The sequence below is a fragment of the Pectobacterium jejuense genome (genome assembly GCF_026800125.1).
In the GTDB taxonomy this organism is placed as follows: Bacteria; Pseudomonadota; Gammaproteobacteria; order Enterobacterales; family Enterobacteriaceae; genus Pectobacterium; species Pectobacterium jejuense.
Genome location: NZ_JAPQKX010000009.1, coordinates 51,860 through 74,543 on the forward strand (window position 1 = coordinate 51,860; position 22,684 = coordinate 74,543).

The window sequence follows — 22,684 nt, forward strand, 5'->3', positions numbered from 1 at the left end:
CAACAAAAATATAAGGTTCCTGAGTATACCTGCGCGATACGGCAATTACAGCCAGTAAGCCAATATAGCGTATCGAATCTGCGGCGAGCTTTCCATTTATCTATATATTGATGCGCGCAGACGCCCACCTTTGTGCCATGCTTGTCACGTCTGGAAATAGAAATCAGACAAGAGACAACTGGTAAGCCGCTGTTCATCGTGGAATAATTCACCGCTATGAGTAAAAACGCGTTATTTGTACAGAGTCGAGTGGCATGTAGCGCCGATCGCCATTTATCCGCATTACAAAGGCTACTCACCCGCTGCGTCAGCGCACTCTGCGTTGGCGTTTTGCTGTTGCCCGCGCTCAGCCAGGCTGAAGATAATCAGGCACAGCTTAAGACCCTGCAACAAGATATCGCCGCGAAAGAAAAAAGCGTTCAAGAACAACAAAAGCAGCGTAGTGCCTTAGTCCAGCAGTTGAAAAAGCAGGAGCAGTCCATCTCTCAGGCCAGTCGTCAACTGCATGAAACGCGCAATACGCTGTCCACGCTCAATAAAGAATTAACCAGCCTCAGCGCCTCTATCGCAAAACTGCAATCTCAGCAGGATAAGCAACAAACGCTACTTTCCCGTCAGCTTGACGCTGCCTTCCGGCAAGGTCAGCACAGCGCACTGCAATTAATGCTGAGCGGAGAAGAAAGTCAGCGCAGCGAGCGCATCCTCGCCTACTTCGGCTACCTGAATGAAGCGCGGCAGAAATCTATCCACGAATTGCAGCAAACGCGCGTGGAGCTGGCTGACCAAAAGCGTCAGTTGGAACAAAAACAGGCACAGCAAAAAACGCTGCTGGGCGACCAACAGCAACAACAGCAGACGCTGGAGCAGGCACAGTCCGATCGGAAGAAAACGCTGTCGACGCTGGAAAGTTCGCTGGAAAAAGATCGGCAGCAGTTGACGGAACTGCGCCAGAACGAAACCCGGTTGCGCGATCAGATCGCCCGCGCTGAGCGAGAAGCGAAAGCCCGTGCCGAACGGGAAGCACGCGAGGCCGCTAAAGTTCGCGCTAAAGAAGAGCAGGCCAAACGCAGCGGCAGCAGCTACAAACCGACGGAAGGTGAACGCTCACTCATGGCCCGAACCGGCGGTTTAGGGCGACCTTCAGGTCAAGCCATCTGGCCGGTTAATGGACGTATTGAGCATCGTTTCGGTGAACCGTTGCAGGGCGAGCTACGCTGGAAGGGCATGGTGATTACCGCGCCGGAAGGTACGGAAGTGAAAGCGATCGCCGATGGAACCGTACTGATGGCCGACTGGCTACAGGGCTACGGTTTGGTCGTGGTTGTGCAGCATGGTAAAGGTGATATGAGCCTGTACGGTTATAACCAGAGCGCATTGGTTTCGGTTGGCGCTCAAGTCAAGGCAGGCCAACCCATTGCGCTGGTCGGCACCAGCGGTGGGCAGAGTCAGCCTGGACTGTATTTTGAAATCCGTCGCCAGGGTCAGGCGGTCAATCCACAACCTTGGCTGGGAAGGTAGTCTTGTCTTATTTAACCAAAACACCGCTGTTGGCGTTGAGTCTACTCGCACTGTCTCCTTTGGCACTGGCCGGGAAACTGTCCATCGTCATCGATGATTTCGGCTATCGCCCGCATAATGAGAACCAGATTCTGGCGATGCCGACGGCGATTTCCATCGCGGTATTACCCAACGCGCCGTACGCCCGTGAAATGGCGACCAAAGCCCACCAGCAAGGGCGAGAAGTACTGATTCATCTGCCGATGGCACCGATGAGCAAGCAGCCGCTGGAGCGCGATACGTTACGCCCAGACATGAGCAGCGAAGAAATTCAGCGCATTGTCCGCCAATCGGTCAATAACGTGCCTTACGCTGTGGGGTTGAATAACCATATGGGCAGCGCGATGACCGCCAGCCTGCCCGGCATGCAAAAAGTCATGCAGGCACTGAGCGCCTACCAGCTTTATTTCCTCGATAGCATGACCATTGGCAGCAGCCAATCGAGCCAGGCCGCGGCAGGAACAAACGTCAAAGTCATCAAACGCAAAGTCTTTCTGGATGATTCGCAAAACGAAGCCGAGATTCGTAAACAGTTTACCCGCGCGGTGCAAATCGCCCGCCGCAGCGGTTCCGCCATCGCTATCGGGCATCCGCATCCTTCAACTATCCGCGTCTTGCAGCAGATGCTGCCCACGCTGGACGCCGATATTGTCTTAGTCCGCCCTAGCCAGTTGCTGAATGAGCCGACGCGGCAGTATGAACCTCAGCCGCAGCAGCCAACCAAACCGCGTAATCCGTTCCGCGGTATACAACAGTGTCAGGTTAAACAGCCGCCGGAACCGGTGAAGAACGATGTGTTCTTCAAGCTGGTGAGCAGCAGCATTCGGGAAAGCGCACCGGTGATGTTTATCAAGCACCGCTGGCAGACCTGGGTTGCGCCAGCCGAGACCGAAACACACAAACAGCCGTAACACCAAGCGCGCGTTTCCCTTTTGCTATCGCACGAACTCGTCACGACAGGGTTATCTTTCATCCCAATTGAGAATAACCTTGCCCGACTGACCCGAGCGCATGGCATCAAAGCCTTTTTGAAACTCATCAATGCAAAAGCGGTGGGTGATAATCGGTGACAAATCCAGCCCAGACTGAATCAGCGCTGACATCTTGTACCAGGTTTCGAACATTTCCCGTCCGTAGATACCCTTGATAAACAGCCCTTTAAAAATCACCTCTCCCCAGTCAATCGACATCGGTTCGTGCGGAATACCCAGCATGGCGATGCGCCCACCGTGATTCATCGCTTTCAGCATGGCGCGAAAGGCCGATGGCGCACCCGACATCTCCAGACCGATATCAAACCCCTCAGTCATGCCCAGTTCGATCATCACGTCCGCCAGATTTTCCTGCGCCACATTGACGGCACGCGTTGCCCCCATTTTACTGGCAAGATCCAGACGGTACGCATTCACATCGGTAATCACGACATTCCTTGCGCCAACGTGGCGACATACCGCCGCTGCCATCATGCCTATCGGCCCTGCGCCGGCAATCAACACATCTTCACCCACAAGATCAAAGGACAGTGCGGTATGCACCGCGTTGCCGAAGGGATCAAAAATCGCGGCCAGCTCGTCAGAAATATTGTCAGGAATGCGAAACGCGTTGTAGGCGGGAATTACCAGATATTCCGCGAACGAACCAGGACGATTTACCCCGACACCGATAGCATTGCGGCATAAATGACGTCGCCCGGCACGGCAGTTGCGACAGTAGCCACAGGTAATATGCCCTTCGCCAGAGACACGATCGCCAATATGAAAACCGTTAACTTCCTGACCGATAGCAACAATTTCACCAACGTACTCATGCCCGACGACCATCGGAACGGGAATGGTCTTTTGCGACCATTCATCCCAGTTGTAGATATGCACATCCGTTCCGCAGATCGCGCTTTTACGGATTTTAATCATGATGTCGTTATGCCCGAGCTCCGGCGTGGGCGAGTCCACCATCCAGATGCCTTCTTCCGGCCGCAGTTTTGCCAATGCTTTCATGATGGTTTCCTCAGATGATCACACCCAGGCGTTTGCCCACGCGGATAAAAGCCTCGACGGCGAATTCGATTTGCTGCGGCGTATGGGCGGCCGACATTTGGGTGCGAATGCGCGCCTGACCGAGGGGAACAACGGGATAGAAAAAACCGGCGACGTAGACGCCTTCCCGCTGTAGCGCCTGCGCAAAATCCTGTGCCAGCTGCGCCTCGCCCAGCATCACAGGGATAATGGCGTGATCGGCTCCCGCCAGCGTGAACCCTGCGGCTGTCATCTTTTCACGGAACAGACGGGCATTTGCCCACAGACGCTCACGCCGTTCTCCGCCCTGTTCCAGCAGATCCAGCACCCTGAGTGACGCAGTGACAATGGCAGGGGCGAGCGAGTTGGAAAAAAGATAGGGTCGAGAGCGCTGGCGCAGCCAGTCGATCACCTCATGCTTGCCCACCGTATAACCGCCCGATGCGCCACCCAACGCCTTGCCTAGCGTCCCGGTAATGATGTCGACGCGATCCATCACCCCGCCGTATTCATGTGTTCCGCGCCCTTGTTCGCCCACAAATCCTACCGCATGCGAGTCATCCACCATCACTAACGCATCATAGCGATCCGCCAGATCGCAAATTCCCTGCAAATCCGCAATGACGCCATCCATCGAGAAAACGCCGTCGGTAGCGATCATGACGTGTCTTGCCCCTTCCGCTCTGGCCAGTTGCAGTTGCGCTTCCAACTGGCTCATATCGTTATTGGCATAGCGGTAGCGCCGCGCCTTCGATAGCCGAATACCGTCGATGATTGAGGCATGATTGAGTGCATCGGAAATAATCGCATCCTCCGGCCCCATCAGCGTTTCAAACAGCCCACCGTTAGCATCAAAACAGGAGGAATAGAGAATCGCGTCGTCCATTCCCAGAAAATCCGCCAGCTTACGCTCCAGCTCTTTATGGATATCCTGCGTTCCACAGATGAAGCGCACCGACGCCATACCAAAACCGTGGCTATCCAATCCGGCTTTTGCAGCGGCAATCAGCTCGGGGCTGTCCGCCAGACCAAGATAATTATTGGCACAGAAATTGAGCAGACGGTCACTGTCCATCACCTCGATTTCAGCCTGCTGCGCAGAGGTAATGATGCGCTCCTCCTTGAACACCCCTTCGGTGCGTGCAGCCATAATTTGTGTAGTAAGTTGTTGATAAAACACGGCAGGCATAGCGTCACTCTCCCATAAAAAGATTGCGTTATGGTTTTTAAGCTAGCGGATGTCAGCAGAAATGCGGGGGAAACAGTCTGAAAATGCTGGCTTCGTCACGGCCTGAATCATCTTAAAAACGTGGGAGCAACACGGGATAAATTAAGCTCTGGCTGCTTGCGGTAAAATGAAATGCTATTATAGCGGTCATAAACAGTGTGGGGCGCGGTGCCTCACCGGCAAGATTAATAAAGGTCGCGCCCATGATTATCGTTACTGGCGGTGCCGGTTTTATCGGCAGCAATATCGTAAAATCTCTGAATGACATCGGCTATCGGGACATTCTGGTTGTCGATAACCTGAAAGACGGCACCAAGTTCGCCAATCTGGTCGATCTGGACATCGCAGATTACGTGGATAAAGAAGATTTCATCGCCAGCATCGTTGCAGGTGACGATCTGGGCGATATCGACGCCGTATTCCATGAAGGCGCTTGCTCTTCCACCACCGAGTGGGATGGCAAATACATGATGGATAACAACTATCAGTATTCTAAAGATGTGCTGCACTACTGCCTCGACCGCAACATTCCGTTCCTGTACGCCTCTTCTGCCGCAACCTACGGCGGTCGCAACGATAACTTTATCGAAGAGCGTCAATACGAGCAGCCGCTGAACGTCTATGGCTACTCCAAATTCCTGTTCGACCAGTACGTGCGTGAAATTCTTCCAGAAGCTGAATCACAGATCTGCGGTTTCCGCTATTTCAACGTCTACGGACCGCGCGAAGGCCATAAAGGCAGCATGGCGAGCGTCGCATTCCACCTGAATAACCAGATTAATCAGGGTGAAAATCCGAAGCTGTTCTCCGGTAGCGAGAACTTCCAACGTGACTTTATCTACGTTGGTGATGTCGCCGCCGTCAACCTGTGGTTCTGGCAAAACGGTGTTTCCGGCATCTTCAACTGTGGTACCGGTCGTGCCGAATCCTTCCAGGCTGTCGCCGACGCCACCCTCGCCTTCCATCAAAAAGGCAGCGTGGAATACATCGAGTTCCCCGAGAAGCTGAAAGGCCGCTATCAGGCTTATACACAAGCCGACCTCACCAATTTGCGTGCCGCAGGCTATGACAAGCCGTTCAAAACCGTCGCCGAAGGCGTGGCGGAATATATGGCCTGGCTGAACCGTACCGTTTAATCGGATAAGGATTCATAAGCGGTATGAAAATTTTGGTCATCGGCCCTTCCTGGGTCGGCGATATGATGATGTCGCACAGCCTTTATCGCACGTTGAAGGCTGAACACCCGGAAGCGGTCATTGACGTGATGGCGCCAGCCTGGTGCCGTCCGCTGCTGGCACGGATGCCGGAAGTCAATCAGGCGTTAGCCATGCCGCTAGGTCACGGCGCCCTGGAGCTGGGCGAACGTCGCCGTCTTGGCGTATCGCTGCGCGATGCGGGCTATGACCGCGCTTACGTGCTGCCTAACTCCTTTAAATCTGCGCTGGTCCCCTTCTTTGCTAACATTCCGCAGCGTACAGGCTGGCGTGGCGAAATGCGTTACGGGCTGCTGAACGACGTACGCGTGCTGGATAAAGCCGCATTTCCGCTGATGGTTCAGCGCTATACCGCGTTAGCCTATGATCGTAGCCGTATTCGTCGGGCCGAGGACTTACCGCAGCCGTTACTGTGGCCACAGTTACAGGTCAATCAGGCCGAAATTGCGGACATGACGCAGGCGTTTGACCTCAGTGATGCACGCCCCATCATCGGCTTTTGCCCCGGTGCCGAGTTTGGCCCCGCCAAACGCTGGCCACATTATCACTATGCGGCGCTGGCACAGTCACTGATTGAGCGCGGCTACCAGATCGCGCTGTTCGGTTCGGCGAATGACCGTTCGGCCTGCGACGATATCCTTCAGGGATTAACGGAAGACGCGCGGCAGCATTGCGCTAATTTGGCGGGGAAAACCTCGCTGGAACAGGCGGTGGTGCTCATTGCCGCCTGCCACGCCGTCGTCAGCAACGATTCTGGGCTTATGCACGTTGCGGCAGCACTCCATCGTCCGCTGGTCGCACTTTACGGTCCGAGTAGCCCTGACTTTACCCCGCCGCTGTCCCATCAGGCCGAGGTGATTCGCCTGATTACCGGCTATCACCGGGTGCGCAAAGGGGATGCCGAACAGGGTTATCACCAGAGTTTGATCGACATTCAGCCCGAACGCGTGCTCAGCGTGCTGGATAATTATCTAATCTCAAAAGAAAGTCTCGTTCCAGGAGAAAGCCGGGTGCCGGGAGCGGATGCATGAGAGTGCTGATCGTGAAAACGTCGTCAATGGGCGATGTGCTGCACACCTTGCCAGCCTTGACCGACGCAATGCAGGCTATTCCCGGAATCCAGTTTGACTGGGTGGTTGAAGAAGGTTTCGCGCAAGTTCCCAGTTGGCACCCGGCGGTTTCTCGCGTGATTCCAGTCGCAATACGCCGCTGGCGCAAAAGCTGGTTCAGCGCCCCGATACGTCAGGAGCGTGCAGAGTTCACACGCCAGCTACGCCAGTATCGCTACGATGCGGTTATTGATGCACAAGGGCTGATTAAAAGCGCGCTGCTGGTTACGCGACTCGCCAACGGAAAGAAACACGGATTGGATTGCAAAAGTGCGCGTGAACCGCTGGCAAGCTGGTTTTATAACTACCGCCACCCAATAAGCCGTCGGCAGCATGCCGTCGAGCGCATACGTGAGCTGTTTGCCGCCAGCCTGAACTATCGGAAACCCGCCGAGCGCGGCGACTATGCGATTGCCTCGCGTTTTCTCTCCCAGTCACCCGCAGACGCCAATCGCTATCTGGTGTTTCTCCACGCCACGACGCGTGATGAAAAACACTGGCCGGAAGCGCACTGGCGTGAACTGATTGCTCTATTAGCACCGAGTGGATTACACATCAGACTTCCCTGGGGAGCGGAGCATGAGCACCAGCGTGCATTACGACTGGCCGAAGGCTTTCCACACGTTGAAGTCTTACCACGCCTCACGCTGCAACAGGTTGCCGAGGTATTAGCTGGGGCCAAAGGCGTCGTTTCCGTCGATACCGGACTTAGCCACCTGACGGCAGCACTGGATCGTCCAAATATCACGCTATACGGACCAACCGACCCAGGATTGATTGGCGGCTACGGGATGAATCAGGTGGTGGAAATGTCTGAAAGCCAGAAAATGGAGACTATTCCCGCTAGCCTCGTCCATCAGAAATTAGAGAAGCTGATAGAATTACCTGCATCAGGCGAGTGATATCGCTCCCGACTGTGAACAAATACATGCTCAATGAATTAAGGTACGAGCTGGGAAAAACGCCCAGCATAAGTTCGGCTGTCGCGCTTAAAGCGGTTTTCCCCGGCTGTTTACTCACATTAGCCATCATGCCATTTAGTAGCATTATTGCCGGGTGGCTTTTTTATCTCACGGGCTCGCTATCTGTTTTTTATGTGGCGACACACTTAAGAACAGTAATAGCGGCTAAGCGGCTGTTACTGATTCCACTTTGCCTGCTGGCTATCGGCTTAACCAATCTCATTTGGTATCACCACTATTATCAACCCGATAGCCTGTTACCTTATGTATATAACGCCTACAGGACATCCGCGCATGCCAGTATTCTGGGGGCATTCATCCTGCTGACAGTCCTGCATATCTCGCAAAAAAATCGGCAACAGCCACGCTTCTACATCATCGCAATCTGTGTTCTCACGCTAGGCTACGCGTTCTATCAGTCATTATTCAGCGGCATGCACCGTATTGGATTAGTATTTGGTACCGCAACGAGCGCGGCCTATTTTCTTACCTTCATCGGTGCCTTAAGCGCACAGGCGCTGCTTAAGCTCGATTCAACCTATAAGTATTATCTCTATCTGGGGCATTTCCTGTTAGTGACTGTCGCTATTCTACTGACGGAAACCCGGGCGGCCATCTTCGTCTATCCTATTGTTGGCGCAACCATTTTATTGTCAGAAGTCAGGCACAGTAAGCCGCTATTTATAAAAGCATTAGTCGGCTCATCGGCCACGCTTCTCCTGTGTTTATTCCTTTTCCAGGAAACGATTCATCAGCGTGTTAACGATCTGATTAATGACGTCCACAGCTATAGCATGAATAACAGCAGAACCTCGGTTGGTGCGCGAATCGCGATGTATCAATCGGGTATCGAAGCAGGGGAAGAAGCATTATTGGGGCAGTCTGCCGAACAGCGCGCAGAGCGAATCGTTGCACAAGCAGAAAAAAAGCCGAACTTAGCGGGTGCGGTGGAATATCTGGATGTCCATCTGCATAACGAAGTGGTTGATGCCTTTTCCCTTAAGGGATTGCCGGGCGCAATATTGCTTGTGTTGCTCTATGCCGCTTTATTTTATTTTTCATTTTTTGTTCTACGCAGCCACCTCTCAGCTGCATTGCTTTTTGCCCTGCTGATGTATGGACTTAGCGATGTCATTCTCTATTCACGAGATATGCTTATTGCGTGGCTCATGGCGTTTTGCCTCGGCACAACGCTGACCGGAAAATGGCTAAAGAATTAGCCCTGTTATAATTAGCATGTAGCAGTAGCATTTACCTCTGTGAGAGGGGGATGGGTTTTAGTACCATAACGCAAAATTAGCTATTCATGCTGTCGCGCCACATGGATAGGATCAGTCTTTTGGTAGCTGTTGAGCCAAGGCGGTAGCGTATCTGTAAAAATCATAACTTTTGATTACATGAAGGAAAACGAGTGAGTCAACGCATCATCTCTTATCGCCGGATTCTCGTGGTGAAGCTCAGATATCATGGCGATATGCTGCTGACCACTCCGCTCATCAGCACGCTGAAAGCCAATTACCCTGACGCCAAAATTGACGTATTGCTGTATCAGGATACGATGCCAATTCTCTCCGCCAATCCAGAGATACATCAGCTTTATGGGCTCAAAAGAAAAACGGGCACGCTTTTGGAAAAGATCCGTAATTTCCAAGACGTCAGGCAAGAGCTTAAACAAAACAATTACGATCTGATCGTCAATTTAGCTGACCAGTGGCCGATTGCCCTATTGGTGAAATCATTGGGATGTCACAGTATTGCTCTCGATCGGGGCAATAGTCTGAAAGGAAAGATTTGGCGTTCATTTTTCAGCACCTGCGCTCCGCCAATGGGTGCGCACATTGTTGAGCAAAATCTTCATCTCCTCACCCCGCTCAACCTGCCAGCGTCAAATACACGTTCTACATTATCACTGTATTATCGTCAGGAAGACGCCCAAAGTATCGCCGATCAACACCCTACACTTTTAACGCAACGCTACGTCGTCATCCAACCCACGACTCGCCAATATTACAAATACTGGGACAACGACAAATTCGCTCAGGTCATTGACTACCTTAAAACAAAAAATCTGGAAGTCGTTTTAACCTGTGGTCCTTCAGAAGACGATTTAAACGTGGTGCGCGACATTCACTCACAATGCACGCATAAACCCGATATGACCTTTGCGGGTAAAACGAGTTTTCTTGAGCTGGCGGCGTTAATTGACAACGCGGTGTTGTATATCGGTGTGGATTCCGCCCCCATGCATATGGCTGCCGCATTGAATACGCCGCTAGTGTGCCTGTTTGGCCCAACAGACTACAAATTATGGCGCCCGTGGTGCGATCGCTATAAGCAGATTTGGGCAGGTGAATATCAGCAGATGCCAGCCCAGCAGAATTACGATCAGACGGTTAAATACTTGTCCTGCATTCCTGCGCAAGCGGTTATTCAGGCATCAGAACACATGCTACAAGAGGCGCAGGAAGAGAACACCAAATGAAAATCGCATTCTGCGTCTATAAATTCTTTCCTTTCGGCGGGCTACAGCGGGATTTTCTGAGCATTGCACTAACGTGCCAAAAACAAGGCCACGACATTCGTGTTTACACGAGTGAATGGCAAGGCGACAAACCTGAAGGGTTCGACATCGTTCTCGTGCCTATCTCTGGGCTGGGTAATCATACGCGCCATCGCCATTTTTCCGACTGGATACAACGCCATTTACAACAGCATCCTGTCGATCGCGTTGTCGGATTTAGCAAAATGCCAGGACTGGACTTCTACTATGCCGCAGAAGGATGTACGGCAGAAAAAGCGGTTCAGGAAAAAGGCTTCTTTTATCGACTAACACCCCGCTACCGCGGCTACGCAGCACTTGAACGAGACGTGTTCGATAAAAACAGCCATACGCGTATGCTGATGCTGACGCCACGGCAAATCGCCCATTTTCAGAAGCATTACGGCACACAAGATGAACGCTTTTTTATGCTGCCGCCGGGTATTTCGCGGGACAGAAAATACAGCACGCGATCTCCAGATACGCGCTCCCGATTTCGTCAACAGCACCATCTGGATGAAAACGGATTTGTTCTGTTACAAGTCGGTTCTGACTTCAAACGCAAAGGCGTTGGCCGCAGTCTGACCGCTATTGCCAACCTGCCACAGGAACTGCGTCAACGTGTAACGCTGCTGGTTGTCGGCCAGGACGATCCAAAACCGTTTCAACAACAGGCAGAGCAGCTCGGCATCGGTAAACAAATACACTTCTTCTCTGGCCGAGATGACATTCCTGACTTCATGGCAGCCGCAGATTTGTTGCTTCACCCGGCGCATCAGGAAGCCGCAGGCATCGTTTTACTTGAGGCTATCGCGGCTGGGCTGCCCATACTCGTTACTGATGCGTGCGGTTATGCTTTTTACATTGAGCGTTCGCAGGCCGGGCAGGTCATCCCAGAGCCTTTTAGCCAGACAGCACTGAATCACGCGTTATTACACGCGCTTAGCCAGCCAGAAACGCTTAAACAGTGGGCAGAAAATGCCCGCCATTTTGCCGATACAGAAGATATTTATAGTCTGCCAGAAAAAGCGGCACAGTTGATTACCAGCGCAAACGATCGTTAAACTAACGCAGTATATTGCTGCCAAAATAACGCGTTGATCCCTATTTATTTTTAAGAGCCATAACCGAGTTCACTATGTATTTTTCATCGCAAGGTGTTATAAAAAGAAAAGTTTCATTTATTCACCCCTTAGCGGAAAATTCAGAATCCGATACGCTAAATATCGCTTACGGTATTGATAAAAATTTTATGTTTGGCTGCGCCATTTCAGCAGCATCAATCTTGCTCCACAACCCTGACATAAAATTTTCCTTTCATATATTCACTGACTCATTAAGTGATGATGAAGAGAAAAAATTTAAAAACCTCAGCACTCAATATAATGCAGATATTAGTCTTTATATTGTAAATTGCGATGAACTGAAATCGCTTCCCAGCACCAAAAACTGGTCTTACGCCACCTATTTTCGCTTTGTGATTGCCGATTTACTTTATCCAGAAATTGAAACGCTTCTTTATATCGATGCTGACATTATTTGCAAAGGCTCATTACACGAGCTGTTAGGCATCGAATTCAACAAAAATATTGCGGCAGTAGTCGCAGAAGAAGACAAGGTTTGGTGGGAAAAACGAGCCAAAGCGCTTGATGAACCGGGAATCAATGCCGGATATTTTAATGCTGGATTCTTATACATCAATCTCGCACAATGGCAAAAAAACGATATTAGTTCACAGGCTATGTCGCTTCTTGCCGATGAGAAAGTAAAGTCAAAAATATCTTATCTTGATCAAGACATATTGAATATCTTGCTTATAGATAAAACAATATGGCTTGATAAAAAGTACAACACTCAATATAGCATTAATTATGAACTTAGTAAGCCTAAGCCAGTCAACCCTATAAAGGATGACACGATTATGATTCATTATATCGGGCCGACAAAGCCTTGGCATAAGTGGGCTGAACATTACGCTTGCACAGAGTATTTTCTAGATGCTAAAAGCGCATCACCGTGGAATCAGTCTCCCTTACTGCAAGCAACAACCACAAGTAATATGAGATATTGTGCTAAACATCAATTCCATAGCAATTATATTTTATTAGGTATAATTAGCTATCTTAAATATTTCTATAGGAAAGTATCTAAAAACTAGCTGTATTCTTTCCATAAACAGTTTAATAAAAATGAGAATAGAAATGTATTTTGATAAAAAAACAGTTATAGAAAAACACATTAGCATTAATGAAAAAAACATTAAACCAGAAAAATCATTTCATATTGCTTATGGTGTAGATAAGAATTTTTTATTTGGTGCCGCCATATCAATGACATCAGTAATTATAAACAACAAGGAAAAAGATCTTAATTTTCACATATTCACTGATTATATTGATGACGAATACACTACTAGAGCTACGGAGTTAAGTAAAAAATTTGGGGTTATTATCGATATTTATTTAACAAACCCCAATTGCATTTCAAACTTACCGACAGAAACATGGCCACTATCAACCTATTTTAGATTTATAATATTTGATTTTTTAAGCGAGAAAATAAATAAGCTACTTTATCTTGACGCAGATATTATATGTAAAGGCTCTATTTCTCATATTACAGCACTTGATCTCGATGAGCATTTTGCAGCAGTAGTCCCAGATATAGAAGCAATGCAAGCTGTTGCCGCGAAAAGATTAGACATCTCAGAAATTCAAGGTCGTTACTTCAATGCAGGGTTTCTATTGATGAACCTGGATGAATGGAAAAAAAATGATCTCACAAGAAAATCAATCTCATTATTAAGCGATCCAGAAAAAAGTAATATCTTGAAATATCAAGACCAAGATGCTCTAAATATATTATTATTTGGGAAATTAATATATTTGCCTAGAGAATTTAACTGTATCTTTACTCTAAAGAGCGAACTACACGACAGAACACATAATTTATATCGGGAAACAATTAAAAATGAAACGGTATTCATACACTACGTTGGCATAACAAAACCATGGCATGAATGGAGTTCATACCCTTCAGCACAATTTTTCCAAGTAGCTCATGCTGAATCCACATGGGAAGATAAGAAACTATTGCCGCCGATGAACGCCGCTCAATGGAAGAAAAAATCAAAACATGAATTTAAACAAAATAAATTTATAAAGGGTATATTGAGCAGATTAAAATTCAACCAAATTCGATAGCGAAAACCAACTATGACTGTGTTCTTTATAGAATGGAATGCTGAGTATGAAATACTCATGTTACAATCGCTTCATGATAAATATCATGTAATACATAAAAGAAATGTCATGAAGCATTTTACAAAAAAAAACATACTCCTAAAAAAATATAATTTTAATAATTCTTTTTTTGTAAAAATCCATTTATTTTTTAAATTAAGAGAAGTAAAAGAAGACGACATCCTAGTTTGTAATGGATACAGCATACTAGGGTGTCTGGATATAATAAAAAAAGTTAATGCTAAGAAAATATTAGTCGTCAGAGATACCATATTCCATCTTGAAAACGAAATGAAAATAAAGAAAAGATGGCTCAAGGAAGATGATGATTTTGTAACAGCAGTAGCTCCTTATTTTGATAAGATTTATAGTTTCGACAGAAATGATTGCGAGAAGTATAATTTTGAATTCTTAGATCAATTTATACCATTTACCTCTGATGAGGTAATAAACTTAAGAAAAAATGATGACCAAGAAAGAAAAGAAAAAAAATCATGTTTTTTCGTTGGTGAGTATAGAAAAGAGCGGGAGGAAATATTAATAGATATTAACCAACACATAAAAAAATGTGAATATACTATGAATGCTTATCTTTATGATGAGAAGAACATAAGCGATTCATACCCAGAATTTTGTAAAAACACGTCTATAAGTTATCATGAAAATATTTCTATGGTGAGAAATTGCGACGTTATCATAGAAATAAACCATCACTCGCAACGCGGTTTGACACTACGAGCTATAGAAGCCTTAGCATTTAACAAAAAATTAATAACCAGTAATAAAGATATATTAAAATATGATTTTTATTCTTCAGATATGATATTTATTATTGGTTATGACGATTACGAAAGAATGCCTTTGTTTTTATCTAATAACAATAACCATTTTGAAAGTAAGTTCATTTTTAAATACACTTCAGATTTTATGTTAGAAAAAATAACAGCTTAAAAACACCTCAAAAATCATATAAGTTAATTACATGAAAATTATAATTGTATCCCCCGAATACACAGACAGCAGTGGCGGTGTTATTCTATTACATAAACTATGTCATATCTTGAATGAAATAGGCGTAAGTGCTTTTATGTATCCAATGCTTGAGAAAGCATCAAGCAGTAGAATAGATAGTATAAAGTTTCATATAAAAAGATTGAAGTTTTTATATAAAAAGTATAAAACCAACAAAAACTTTAATAGCCCGTTGATTAGATTTATTTCTAAGCGACATCTCGAAAAATGTATTGTTATTTATCCTGAGGTCGTGTCTGGCAATCCACTTAAAGCAAGGAATGTTGTTAGATGGTTTTTACATCACCCTGGGTTCCATACGAAAGAAATAAACTATTCATCCGATGAATTATACTTCAAAATCCATTCTGGCATTAGTGATTTTCATTACCCAGGTTCTTATTTATCGAAAAATGAAATGAAAGTAATCCATTATCCACTAGATATTTATAATTTAAATAATCTTCCGAAAGAACGGGATATTCCATCTTGCCATATGATAAGGAAAGGAATCCCCCAAAAGCCTGTGCACAGTAAAGATTCTATTCTTTTAGATGGATTAACGCATCAAGAAACAGCCGATATATTTAAAAGATCGAAGAAATTTATATGTTATGATGATTATACTGCATACTCTATTTTTGCAATTTTGTGTGGGTGTGAATCTATTGTTATTCCCGAAGATAATAAGTCTATTGATGAGTGGTTCCCTAATATAGAGGAGCGCTATGGCATTAGTTACGGGCTAACAAAAGAACAGAAGAAATGGGCATCAGAAACAAAAGAAAAAGTTCTTGAGCGTATCGAGGCAGAACATAAAAACTCAGAAAATAATGTAAAAATCTGTGTGCGTGAAATGCTAGATTTCTTCAAAAAAAGAGAATTTGATTGATTTAATACATATATACCCGTGATCATTGACGATGCTTTATCTCATCCCACATGTAGATCATGCTCCCTGCTATAAAGATATTTATCGCCGACGAACAGAAAGCTGAACTTGAATACATTCATGACAGCAGTCGTGATAGCGTGTTGGTGATCGCATTAAAGCTGTCCTTACTGCCTCAGAGGATTGGATCTCTGCGATGATTGCGCAAAGAAAGTGATGAACGAGCATGCGCGGAATAGTCACTATTTTGAATAACATTCGAGATTTTCGGGATGTTATATTCAATTTTTTCTCAACCACACTGCCAGCAATATTGGAATCACTCATACCCAGAATTAACGATCACTTTCGAGTGCTCAGGCATACATCTTGAAATTTATTGGGTATATCATCTATATGATATATTACTCTCATGATCTATTGGCTGCTTTTTATTTAAAAAAAAGCCTTATCTTCATCAGCAATGAGAAAATCTTGGAAACATCATGACTAATAAAAACATATTCGTAACTCAACCCTATTTACCCAAGTTAAGTGAATTCACACCATATTTAGAAGAGATATGGAATAACAAAATACTCACTAACGGTGGTCCAATGCATGTGAAATTAGAAGAGTCATTATGCGAGTATTTAGGTGTTAAATATATTTCATTATTTAATAATGCGACTATTGCATTATTAACTGCATTGCAGTCTTTGAGGGTATCAGGTGAAGTTATCACCACACCTTATTCTTTTGTTGCTACCGCACACTCTTTACTTTGGAATGGTTTAAAGCCCGTTTTTGTTGATATTGACCCTATTACACTCAATCTAGATTCGAGTAAAATTGAAGCAGCCATTACTCCACAAACAACAGCCATCATGCCTGTTCACTGTTATGGGAATACCTGTGACACCACAGGGATACAATCTATTGCGGATAATTATAACCTTCGAGTTATTTACGACGCAGCACATGCATTTGGAGTGGAAGATGAAGGTGGAAGTATTTTAAGATATGGTGACCTGAGTGTGCTAAGTTTTCATGCAACAAAAGTGTTTAACACTTTTGAAGGTGGCGCAATTATTTCTCCAGATGCTAAGACAAAACTACGTATAGATCGTCTTAAAAACTTTGGTTTTATTGATGAAACAACCGTTGTTGCACCTGGTATAAACGGTAAAATGAGTGAAATCAATGCTGCTTTCGGTCTGTTGCAATTAAAACATATTGACGATGTCATAATAAAACGCCAAGAGATCGATGAATTTTACCGGAATCAACTGAAGGAAATAAAAGGAATAAACATTATATCCCCCGTACCTAAGTCTACCTCTAACTATTCATATTTCCCTATATTGATAGAGAAAGATTATCCGTTAAGCAGGGATGAACTTTATGAGAAAATGAAAGATCACAATATCTTTTCAAGACGGTATTTCTATCCATTGATTAGCGAGTTCCCTATGTATAGAGGAATGCCATCGGCTAGCGAAAGTAATCTTCCAATAGCAAACTCCATAGCTAAAAAAGTCATCTGCCTTCCTATTTATCCAGCGCTAAACAAAGATGATTTACATAGAATAACTAGTTTAATTAAGAAATTTTCACATACTAAATAATTTCGTATATTATCGCTCCACTTTATCCCAGCCGATGTTTATGATCAGGGAACGGTGGGGCCGCAGTCATAAATTGATTTATCGGTTCCAGTCACTGCCGCATGTACCGGTGCTGATGATTCCGCGCTATAGTTTCATATAGTGCTTCCCTCAGTGTCAGCATCGTTGTCATCCCATTAAAAAATGAATGGCAGGACGAGCAACTCATTGTGCAACAGGAATCTACCCTCTATAACTGGCGTACTTGGACTCAACATCGTACTTGGACTAAACACAAAGTGTAACCCGTACCCGTGGTAACGAAAAAAACTACAGACTACTAGTCAACCAGGGCACTACTGGCCGTAATTATTGACACCACCACACCCAGCGAAAGCGAACTCGCACCATAACGCTGCGGAATTATGATGATTGGGAGTTTGAGGTAATAATCATCATAGTGCGTGCATTGAAAAATCATCCAAGTATGTGTATTTCTCAGATGCCGACGTTGTTATAGTCATATAAATTAAGATACCTAATTTATTCAATCCAAGTAGTGGGTAGACCATAATAAATCCCCCCTACTTACAAAATGTAGATCTATTATATCGATAGAGAGTTCCCCTTGAGAAAAAATCTATCCATACTTATAATCACCAAAAACGAATCCGAAGTAATAGAAGAGTGCCTACAATCCGCTAATTGGGCCGATGAAATCATTGTCGTCGATTCTGGCAGCACCGATTCTACGGTAGAAATAGCTCATCGATATGGTGCAAAAGTCTACCAACACGATGACTGGCCGGGATATGGCAAACAAAGGCAGCGTGCGCAGAGTTATGCTAGCGGAGACTATATATTCTTTATTGATGCCGATGAAAGAATAACGCCTGAACTACGTCAATCAATTGAAAGCATGTTACGCCAATCCCATCTAGACGATAAAGTCGTCTACTCCTGTGCGAGGCGAAATCTCTTTCTTGGTCGCTTTATGAAACATAGTGGTTGGTATCCCGATAAGGTACTCCGGCTCTATGCAAATAAACACTACCAGTATAATAACAACAACGTGCATGAATCATTGGATTGCGGCGATGCTCCTGTTCAACATTTATCTGGAGATCTTCAGCATTTAACCTGCCGCGATTTCTCAGCATTTCAAGGAAAGCAGTTACGTTATGCTTCTGCATGGGCAAAAGAACGCCATGAAAATGGAAGATCTTGCCACTATGCTGAGATATTTACTCATACCCTCTTCTCATTCTTAAAAACCTGGCTCTTTAGGGCTGGCTTTTTAGATGGGAAACAAGGATTACTTCTCGCATTTATTAATGCTCAATATACATTTAACAAGTATACAGAATTATGGTCTCTTAATAAGAAAAAGTAGTCCTATTTTAAATTTATTCACTCCTGAGAATAACTGATAATCAAATAAAGTTGAAAATGAAAAATAATTACTCTATCGCTCAACGTCATCATCTTGATAAACAACACATCAAACTCAGTTACATCACGCATTTTTATTGTAACCAGAATGATCCCCAATCCGTTTTTACTTTATTGAAGGAGTATGAAAAACTTCCATCAGACATTCGTGAGGTAGTTGAGTTTGTTATCGTTGATGATGGCTCACCTGTTGAGTATGAAACCGGTGAATACCAGCTAAACATCACTTGGTTACGCATAAAAGAAGATATTCGCTGGAATCAAGCGGGTGCTCGTAATCTCGGTGTTACCTATGCAAAATCAGATAAAATAATTGTTCTCGATCTCGATCAAGAGTTACCAGAAAACACTTTTCGTTATCTTATAAATCACAAAAACCCAAATAGAAATTTTTATAAGATCTATCATGAATGCCGCGAAAATGGTTTCGTTGATAGAGGAAAAACATATAATATTGGCGATCGCTATCATGGTCATTCCAATACCTTCTTCATGTCCCGTGCCAGATTTATGCGTTTTTGGGGTTATGATGAAGAGTTTGCTGGTAACTATGGTGCCGAAGATTTCCGGTTTGTAAAATTCCATAAATATCACGGTTCTAAACAACGCTATCTGCCGAAGAATATTCGCTGTTTTGAAAGGAATGTGGATCGCAAAAAAAGTTATCATTCATTAAATCGCGATCTGACCGCGAATACGCCTATTGACCTGCGTAAAAAACAAGAATGTTCGCTATTTGGTTCAGAATATGGACATAGTCGTATATTTCTTAATTTTACCTGGGAGATGAAATACCAGAATAACCTTGTTCCCAAAAACCTCCCTCCAGAGAAGAAATGGTGGAGACCGCTGTGGTGGTTCCGTTATCTTTTTAGCCCCCTTGCCAGATAAGCACATACGAATCAGTAAATGCCACGTTGGTATCCGTTTAAGGCAGCGAATATCAGCGTGGCAACGAACTATGACGTGCTGCCATGTAATACAGGCGAATCTGAGATACTCCACTGCATTATGAACATAGCCTTATCCTCACGAACCCGATAAAATCACCCTAGCGATAACCGATAACAGTAAACCTTATGCTACAAACTCTCTACACCATTATCCTGTACCTCATCCAACCGTTGATTTGGCTTCGCCTGTGGCTTCGCGGTCGCAAAGCGCCTGCCTATCGTCGGCGCTGGGGTGAACGCTACGGTTTTTGTGCAGAGAAGGTCAAGCCAGACGGTATCATGCTGCATTCGGTGTCGGTGGGTGAAACGCTGGCCGCCATTCCCTTAGTGAGAGCGCTGCGCCATCGTTACCCCAATCTGCCGATCACAGTAACAACCATGACACCAACCGGTTCCGAGCGTGTGCGTTCAGCGTTTGGCGACACGGTCTATCACGTTTACCTGCCTTATGATTTGCCCTGTGCCCTGAAACGTTTTTTTGACCAAGTTCGCCCGAAAATCGTCATCATTATGGAAACCGAACTGTGGCCAAATATGATTGCAGAGCTACACAAGCGCGACATTCCGCTGGTCATTGCGAATGCCCGGCTGTCAGAACGTTCTGCTGCGGGTTATAAAAAGATCGGGAAACTCATGCGCCATATCTTGCGGCGCATTACCCTCGTTGCCGCCCAGAATCAGGAAGACGGGAATCGATTTATCGATCTTGGCCTGAAGCGCTCCAGCCTGAAAGTGACTGGCAGCCTCAAATTTGATATTTCCGTGACGCCAGAACTGGCGGCACGAGCCATTACATTACGTCGACAGTGGGCGCCACACCGTCCGGTATGGATAGCCACCAGTACGCACGAAGGTGAAGAAGCGATCGTTCTGGCCGCTCACCGACAGCTGCTTGCCACCTACCCTGACTTACTACTCATTCTTGTGCCTCGCCACCCGGAACGTTTCGCCACCACGCAGGCGCTGACAGAGAATCTGGGATTCACCTACACGCTGCGCAGCAGTGGTGAACAGCCTCCTGCAAACACGCAGGTCGTCATTGGGGACACCATGGGCGAGCTGATGCTGTTATACGGCATCGCCGATCTGGCTTTTGTCGGTGGAAGCTTGGTTGAACGAGGCGGGCATAACCCGCTAGAAGCGGCAGCTCATGCTATCCCGGTATTGATGGGGCCACACACGTTCAATTTCAAAGATATCTGCAACAAACTCGATCAGGCCGACGGGCTGATTACCGTGACCGATGCAGACTCACTTGGAAAAGAAGTCGGGAAACTGCTCGCTGACGAAGATTATCGTCTTTACTATGGTCGACATGCCGTGGAAGTGTTACACCAAAACCAAGGTGCACTACAGATGCTGCTTACGCTACTGGAACCTTATTTACCCCAGCGGACACAGTAAAGCAGCGCTACCAAGACAGTGAATGAAGGGCTAACGTGATGATAAAAAAAGCTATTTATCCTGGAACGTTCGATCCATTAACCAATGGTCATTTGGATCTGCTGACGCGTGCATCACGACTGTTCGACCATGTGGTGCTGGCCATCGCTGCAAGCCCGAGCAAGCATACGCTTTTCACTCTGGATGAACGCGTGGCGCTGGCAAAAGGTGCGACGCAACATTTATCGAACGTCGAAGTGGTCGGTTTCAGCGATCTTATGGTGCACTTCGCACAACAGCAAAAAGCCAACATTCTTGTGCGTGGTTTGCGAGCCGTTGCCGATTTCGAATATGAACTCCAGCTCGCAAAAATGAATCACCACCTGATGCCTACCCTCGAAAGCGTTTTCCTGATGCCATCGGAAGAGTGGTCATTTATTTCATCTTCTCTGGTCAAAGAAGTGGCTCGTCACGGCGGTGATGTATCGCATTTCTTACCCGACGCCATCGTTAGTGCCTTAATGGAAAAGCTCCGCTGATAGTTCATTTACGGGATAAGAGAAATGACGGCCTCTTTGACATCAGCCACACTAATGCTGTCGATGCATTTGCCTGAATGCAGCAAGACGTGATTGACACCAATCGGATACCAACGCAAGTATTTCTCTGGTCTTGCTTCGAATAGACCGACAACTGGTATCTGCAACGCCGCACCAAGATGAACAGGTGCACTATCAGCCGAAACCACCAAATCTAATTGGCTCATCGCTGCGATGAGGTCAGGCACTGTTTCTGTATTGGCACACTGGACGGTAATACCATTAAGCGCATCTTTCCCCAGCTTCTCATTATCTGGATGAAAGAAAATAATAATATTGAAGTCATCACCAAGTGACTTAGCTAGTAAATACCAATTCGCCCATGGCCAGCTACGCTCATGGGCTTTATTTGATATAAAAAATCCGATATTCGCTTTACCGTTATTTTTTAATTTTTCTGACCATTGTTTTTTTAATTCTGGTTTAGGATAAACATACAGCCGTAAATCATCAGTGCTCGTCACACCAAGCTCAGGCACTAAATCGTACCCCGCTAATACTTCATGCTTTATTGGCCGGTTAGCAATATGTTTGATATTGCGATCGTCAAACTCGGTCTCAGCCGTGTGCCACCGCTTATCAGGAATATTCATCCATCTAGCGAACTGGATCGCATTCTTACTCATCCCACCATTAGGGATAATCAGCAAATCGAAATTTAAACACTTTAAGCGAGTAATCAGTAGAAACTTATCGATTAATGAGCTGATTAAACCACTGCGGTTATTTCTCTCTCGGCTTTTACTGTAAACATAATGATGCACTTCTTTTATGTCTGGGTTATCTTCAAGCGCGCATGAATTATATTTGTTCGCTAGTACATGAATTTCAGCAGCCGGCCATTTTCTTTTCAGAGAGTGAATCAATGCTGTAGTGCATACCATGTCACCTAGGAAATCGATTCTTATCAACAAAATGCGCTGCATACTTCTTTTCCCTTCATAA

Annotated in this window: 20 protein-coding genes and 2 pseudogenes; 19 read left to right on the top strand and 3 right to left on the bottom strand. The window is 45.8% G+C overall.

The features are described 5' to 3' along the window. The first annotated feature begins 216 nt into the window (after positions 1 to 216). Entirely contained in the window at positions 217 to 1,518 is a 1,302-nt protein-coding gene (envC, locus tag NXT09_RS16580; RefSeq protein WP_268580568.1) for a murein hydrolase activator EnvC, read from the top strand. 2 nt (positions 1,519 to 1,520) lie between these two features. Beyond that, positions 1,521 to 2,468 carry a divergent polysaccharide deacetylase family protein gene (locus NXT09_RS16585; RefSeq protein WP_205552070.1) on the top strand — a complete coding sequence of 316 codons (948 nt, stop codon included), beginning with the start codon at positions 1,521 to 1,523 and terminating at the stop codon, positions 2,466 to 2,468. Between the two features lie 51 nt (positions 2,469 to 2,519). Here NXT09_RS16585 and tdh read toward each other — a convergent pair whose 3' ends face one another. Both tdh and NXT09_RS16595 read right to left on the bottom strand, forming a co-directional pair. After that, entirely contained in the window at positions 2,520 to 3,551 is a 1,032-nt protein-coding gene (gene tdh / locus NXT09_RS16590; RefSeq protein WP_268580570.1) for an L-threonine 3-dehydrogenase, read from the bottom strand. Between the two features lie 10 nt (positions 3,552 to 3,561). Beyond that, the gene (locus NXT09_RS16595) at positions 3,562 to 4,758 is read right to left on the bottom strand and encodes a glycine C-acetyltransferase (protein ID WP_268580572.1); all 1,197 of its coding nucleotides are present in this window, start codon (positions 4,756 to 4,758) and stop codon (positions 3,562 to 3,564) included. A 242-nt stretch (positions 4,759 to 5,000) separates the two neighbouring features. On the opposite strand from NXT09_RS16595, the gene rfaD reads away from it, so the two are divergent. The 17 genes and pseudogenes from rfaD to coaD all read left to right on the top strand — a co-directional run bounded on the left by rfaD (position 5,001) and on the right by coaD (position 21,679). Next, positions 5,001 to 5,933, top strand: coding sequence for an ADP-glyceromanno-heptose 6-epimerase (gene rfaD / locus NXT09_RS16600; protein ID WP_039474610.1), 933 nt, complete (start codon positions 5,001 to 5,003; stop codon positions 5,931 to 5,933). Between the two features lie 23 nt (positions 5,934 to 5,956). After that, on the top strand, positions 5,957 to 7,042 hold the full coding sequence (rfaF, locus tag NXT09_RS16605; RefSeq protein WP_268580578.1) for an ADP-heptose--LPS heptosyltransferase RfaF: 1,086 nt from the start codon (positions 5,957 to 5,959) through the stop codon (positions 7,040 to 7,042). Continuing rightward, complete coding sequence (gene rfaC / locus NXT09_RS16610; protein WP_268580580.1) at positions 7,039 to 8,022, top strand: lipopolysaccharide heptosyltransferase RfaC; 984 nt, start codon at positions 7,039 to 7,041, stop codon at positions 8,020 to 8,022. Before rfaF ends, rfaC begins: the two co-directional genes overlap by 4 nt. Before the next feature lie 26 nt (positions 8,023 to 8,048). Further along, a complete protein-coding gene (locus NXT09_RS16615; protein WP_268580582.1) occupies positions 8,049 to 9,302 on the top strand; it encodes an O-antigen ligase family protein in 1,254 nt (417 codons plus the stop codon). A 191-nt stretch (positions 9,303 to 9,493) separates the two neighbouring features. Then, the gene (rfaQ, locus tag NXT09_RS16620) at positions 9,494 to 10,564 is read left to right on the top strand and encodes a lipopolysaccharide core heptosyltransferase RfaQ (protein WP_268580583.1); all 1,071 of its coding nucleotides are present in this window, start codon (positions 9,494 to 9,496) and stop codon (positions 10,562 to 10,564) included. Further along, the gene (locus NXT09_RS16625) at positions 10,561 to 11,685 is read left to right on the top strand and encodes a glycosyltransferase family 4 protein (protein WP_268580585.1); all 1,125 of its coding nucleotides are present in this window, start codon (positions 10,561 to 10,563) and stop codon (positions 11,683 to 11,685) included. The genes rfaQ and NXT09_RS16625 overlap by 4 nt, the downstream gene beginning before the upstream one ends. Positions 11,686 to 11,759: 74 nt before the next feature. Beyond that, positions 11,760 to 12,779, top strand: a complete 1,020-nt coding sequence (waaO, locus tag NXT09_RS16630; protein WP_268580587.1) for a lipopolysaccharide 3-alpha-galactosyltransferase — start codon at positions 11,760 to 11,762, stop codon at positions 12,777 to 12,779. 43 nt (positions 12,780 to 12,822) lie between these two features. After that, a complete protein-coding gene (locus NXT09_RS16635; RefSeq protein WP_268580589.1) occupies positions 12,823 to 13,824 on the top strand; it encodes a glycosyltransferase in 1,002 nt (333 codons plus the stop codon). Between the two features lie 57 nt (positions 13,825 to 13,881). Then, positions 13,882 to 14,814: a WaaS/CpsH family glycosyltransferase gene (locus NXT09_RS16640; protein WP_502929065.1), complete on the top strand. Its 933-nt coding sequence runs from the start codon at positions 13,882 to 13,884 to the stop codon at positions 14,812 to 14,814. A gap of 31 nt (positions 14,815 to 14,845) precedes the next feature. Continuing rightward, positions 14,846 to 15,766, top strand: a complete 921-nt coding sequence (locus NXT09_RS16645) for a WavQ (protein WP_268580593.1) — start codon at positions 14,846 to 14,848, stop codon at positions 15,764 to 15,766. Between the two features lie 59 nt (positions 15,767 to 15,825). Then, positions 15,826 to 15,974, top strand: a pseudogene (locus NXT09_RS16650) (IS630 family transposase); the annotation flags it as partial. Between the two features lie 2 nt (positions 15,975 to 15,976). After that, a pseudogene (locus NXT09_RS16655) lies at positions 15,977 to 16,139 on the top strand (IS630 family transposase); the annotation flags it as partial. A 112-nt stretch (positions 16,140 to 16,251) separates the two neighbouring features. After that, the gene (locus NXT09_RS16660) at positions 16,252 to 17,373 is read left to right on the top strand and encodes a DegT/DnrJ/EryC1/StrS family aminotransferase (RefSeq protein ID WP_268580595.1); all 1,122 of its coding nucleotides are present in this window, start codon (positions 16,252 to 16,254) and stop codon (positions 17,371 to 17,373) included. A gap of 607 nt (positions 17,374 to 17,980) precedes the next feature. Continuing rightward, on the top strand, positions 17,981 to 18,745 hold the full coding sequence (locus NXT09_RS16665; RefSeq protein WP_268580597.1) for a glycosyltransferase family 2 protein: 765 nt from the start codon (positions 17,981 to 17,983) through the stop codon (positions 18,743 to 18,745). A 56-nt stretch (positions 18,746 to 18,801) separates the two neighbouring features. Next, positions 18,802 to 19,695 carry a glycosyltransferase gene (locus NXT09_RS16670; protein WP_268580599.1) on the top strand — a complete coding sequence of 298 codons (894 nt, stop codon included), beginning with the start codon at positions 18,802 to 18,804 and terminating at the stop codon, positions 19,693 to 19,695. A gap of 188 nt (positions 19,696 to 19,883) precedes the next feature. After that, positions 19,884 to 21,161, top strand: coding sequence for a lipid IV(A) 3-deoxy-D-manno-octulosonic acid transferase (gene waaA / locus NXT09_RS16675; RefSeq protein WP_119880669.1), 1,278 nt, complete (start codon positions 19,884 to 19,886; stop codon positions 21,159 to 21,161). 38 nt (positions 21,162 to 21,199) lie between these two features. Further along, positions 21,200 to 21,679 (top strand): pantetheine-phosphate adenylyltransferase, encoded by a 480-nt coding sequence (gene coaD / locus NXT09_RS16680; protein WP_268580602.1) that lies wholly within the window; start codon positions 21,200 to 21,202, stop codon positions 21,677 to 21,679. A gap of 8 nt (positions 21,680 to 21,687) precedes the next feature. Here the strand turns inward: coaD and NXT09_RS16685 are convergent, their stop codons facing one another. After that, a complete protein-coding gene (locus NXT09_RS16685; protein WP_268580604.1) occupies positions 21,688 to 22,665 on the bottom strand; it encodes a glycosyltransferase family 9 protein in 978 nt (325 codons plus the stop codon). Positions 22,666 to 22,684 lie beyond the last annotated feature (19 nt).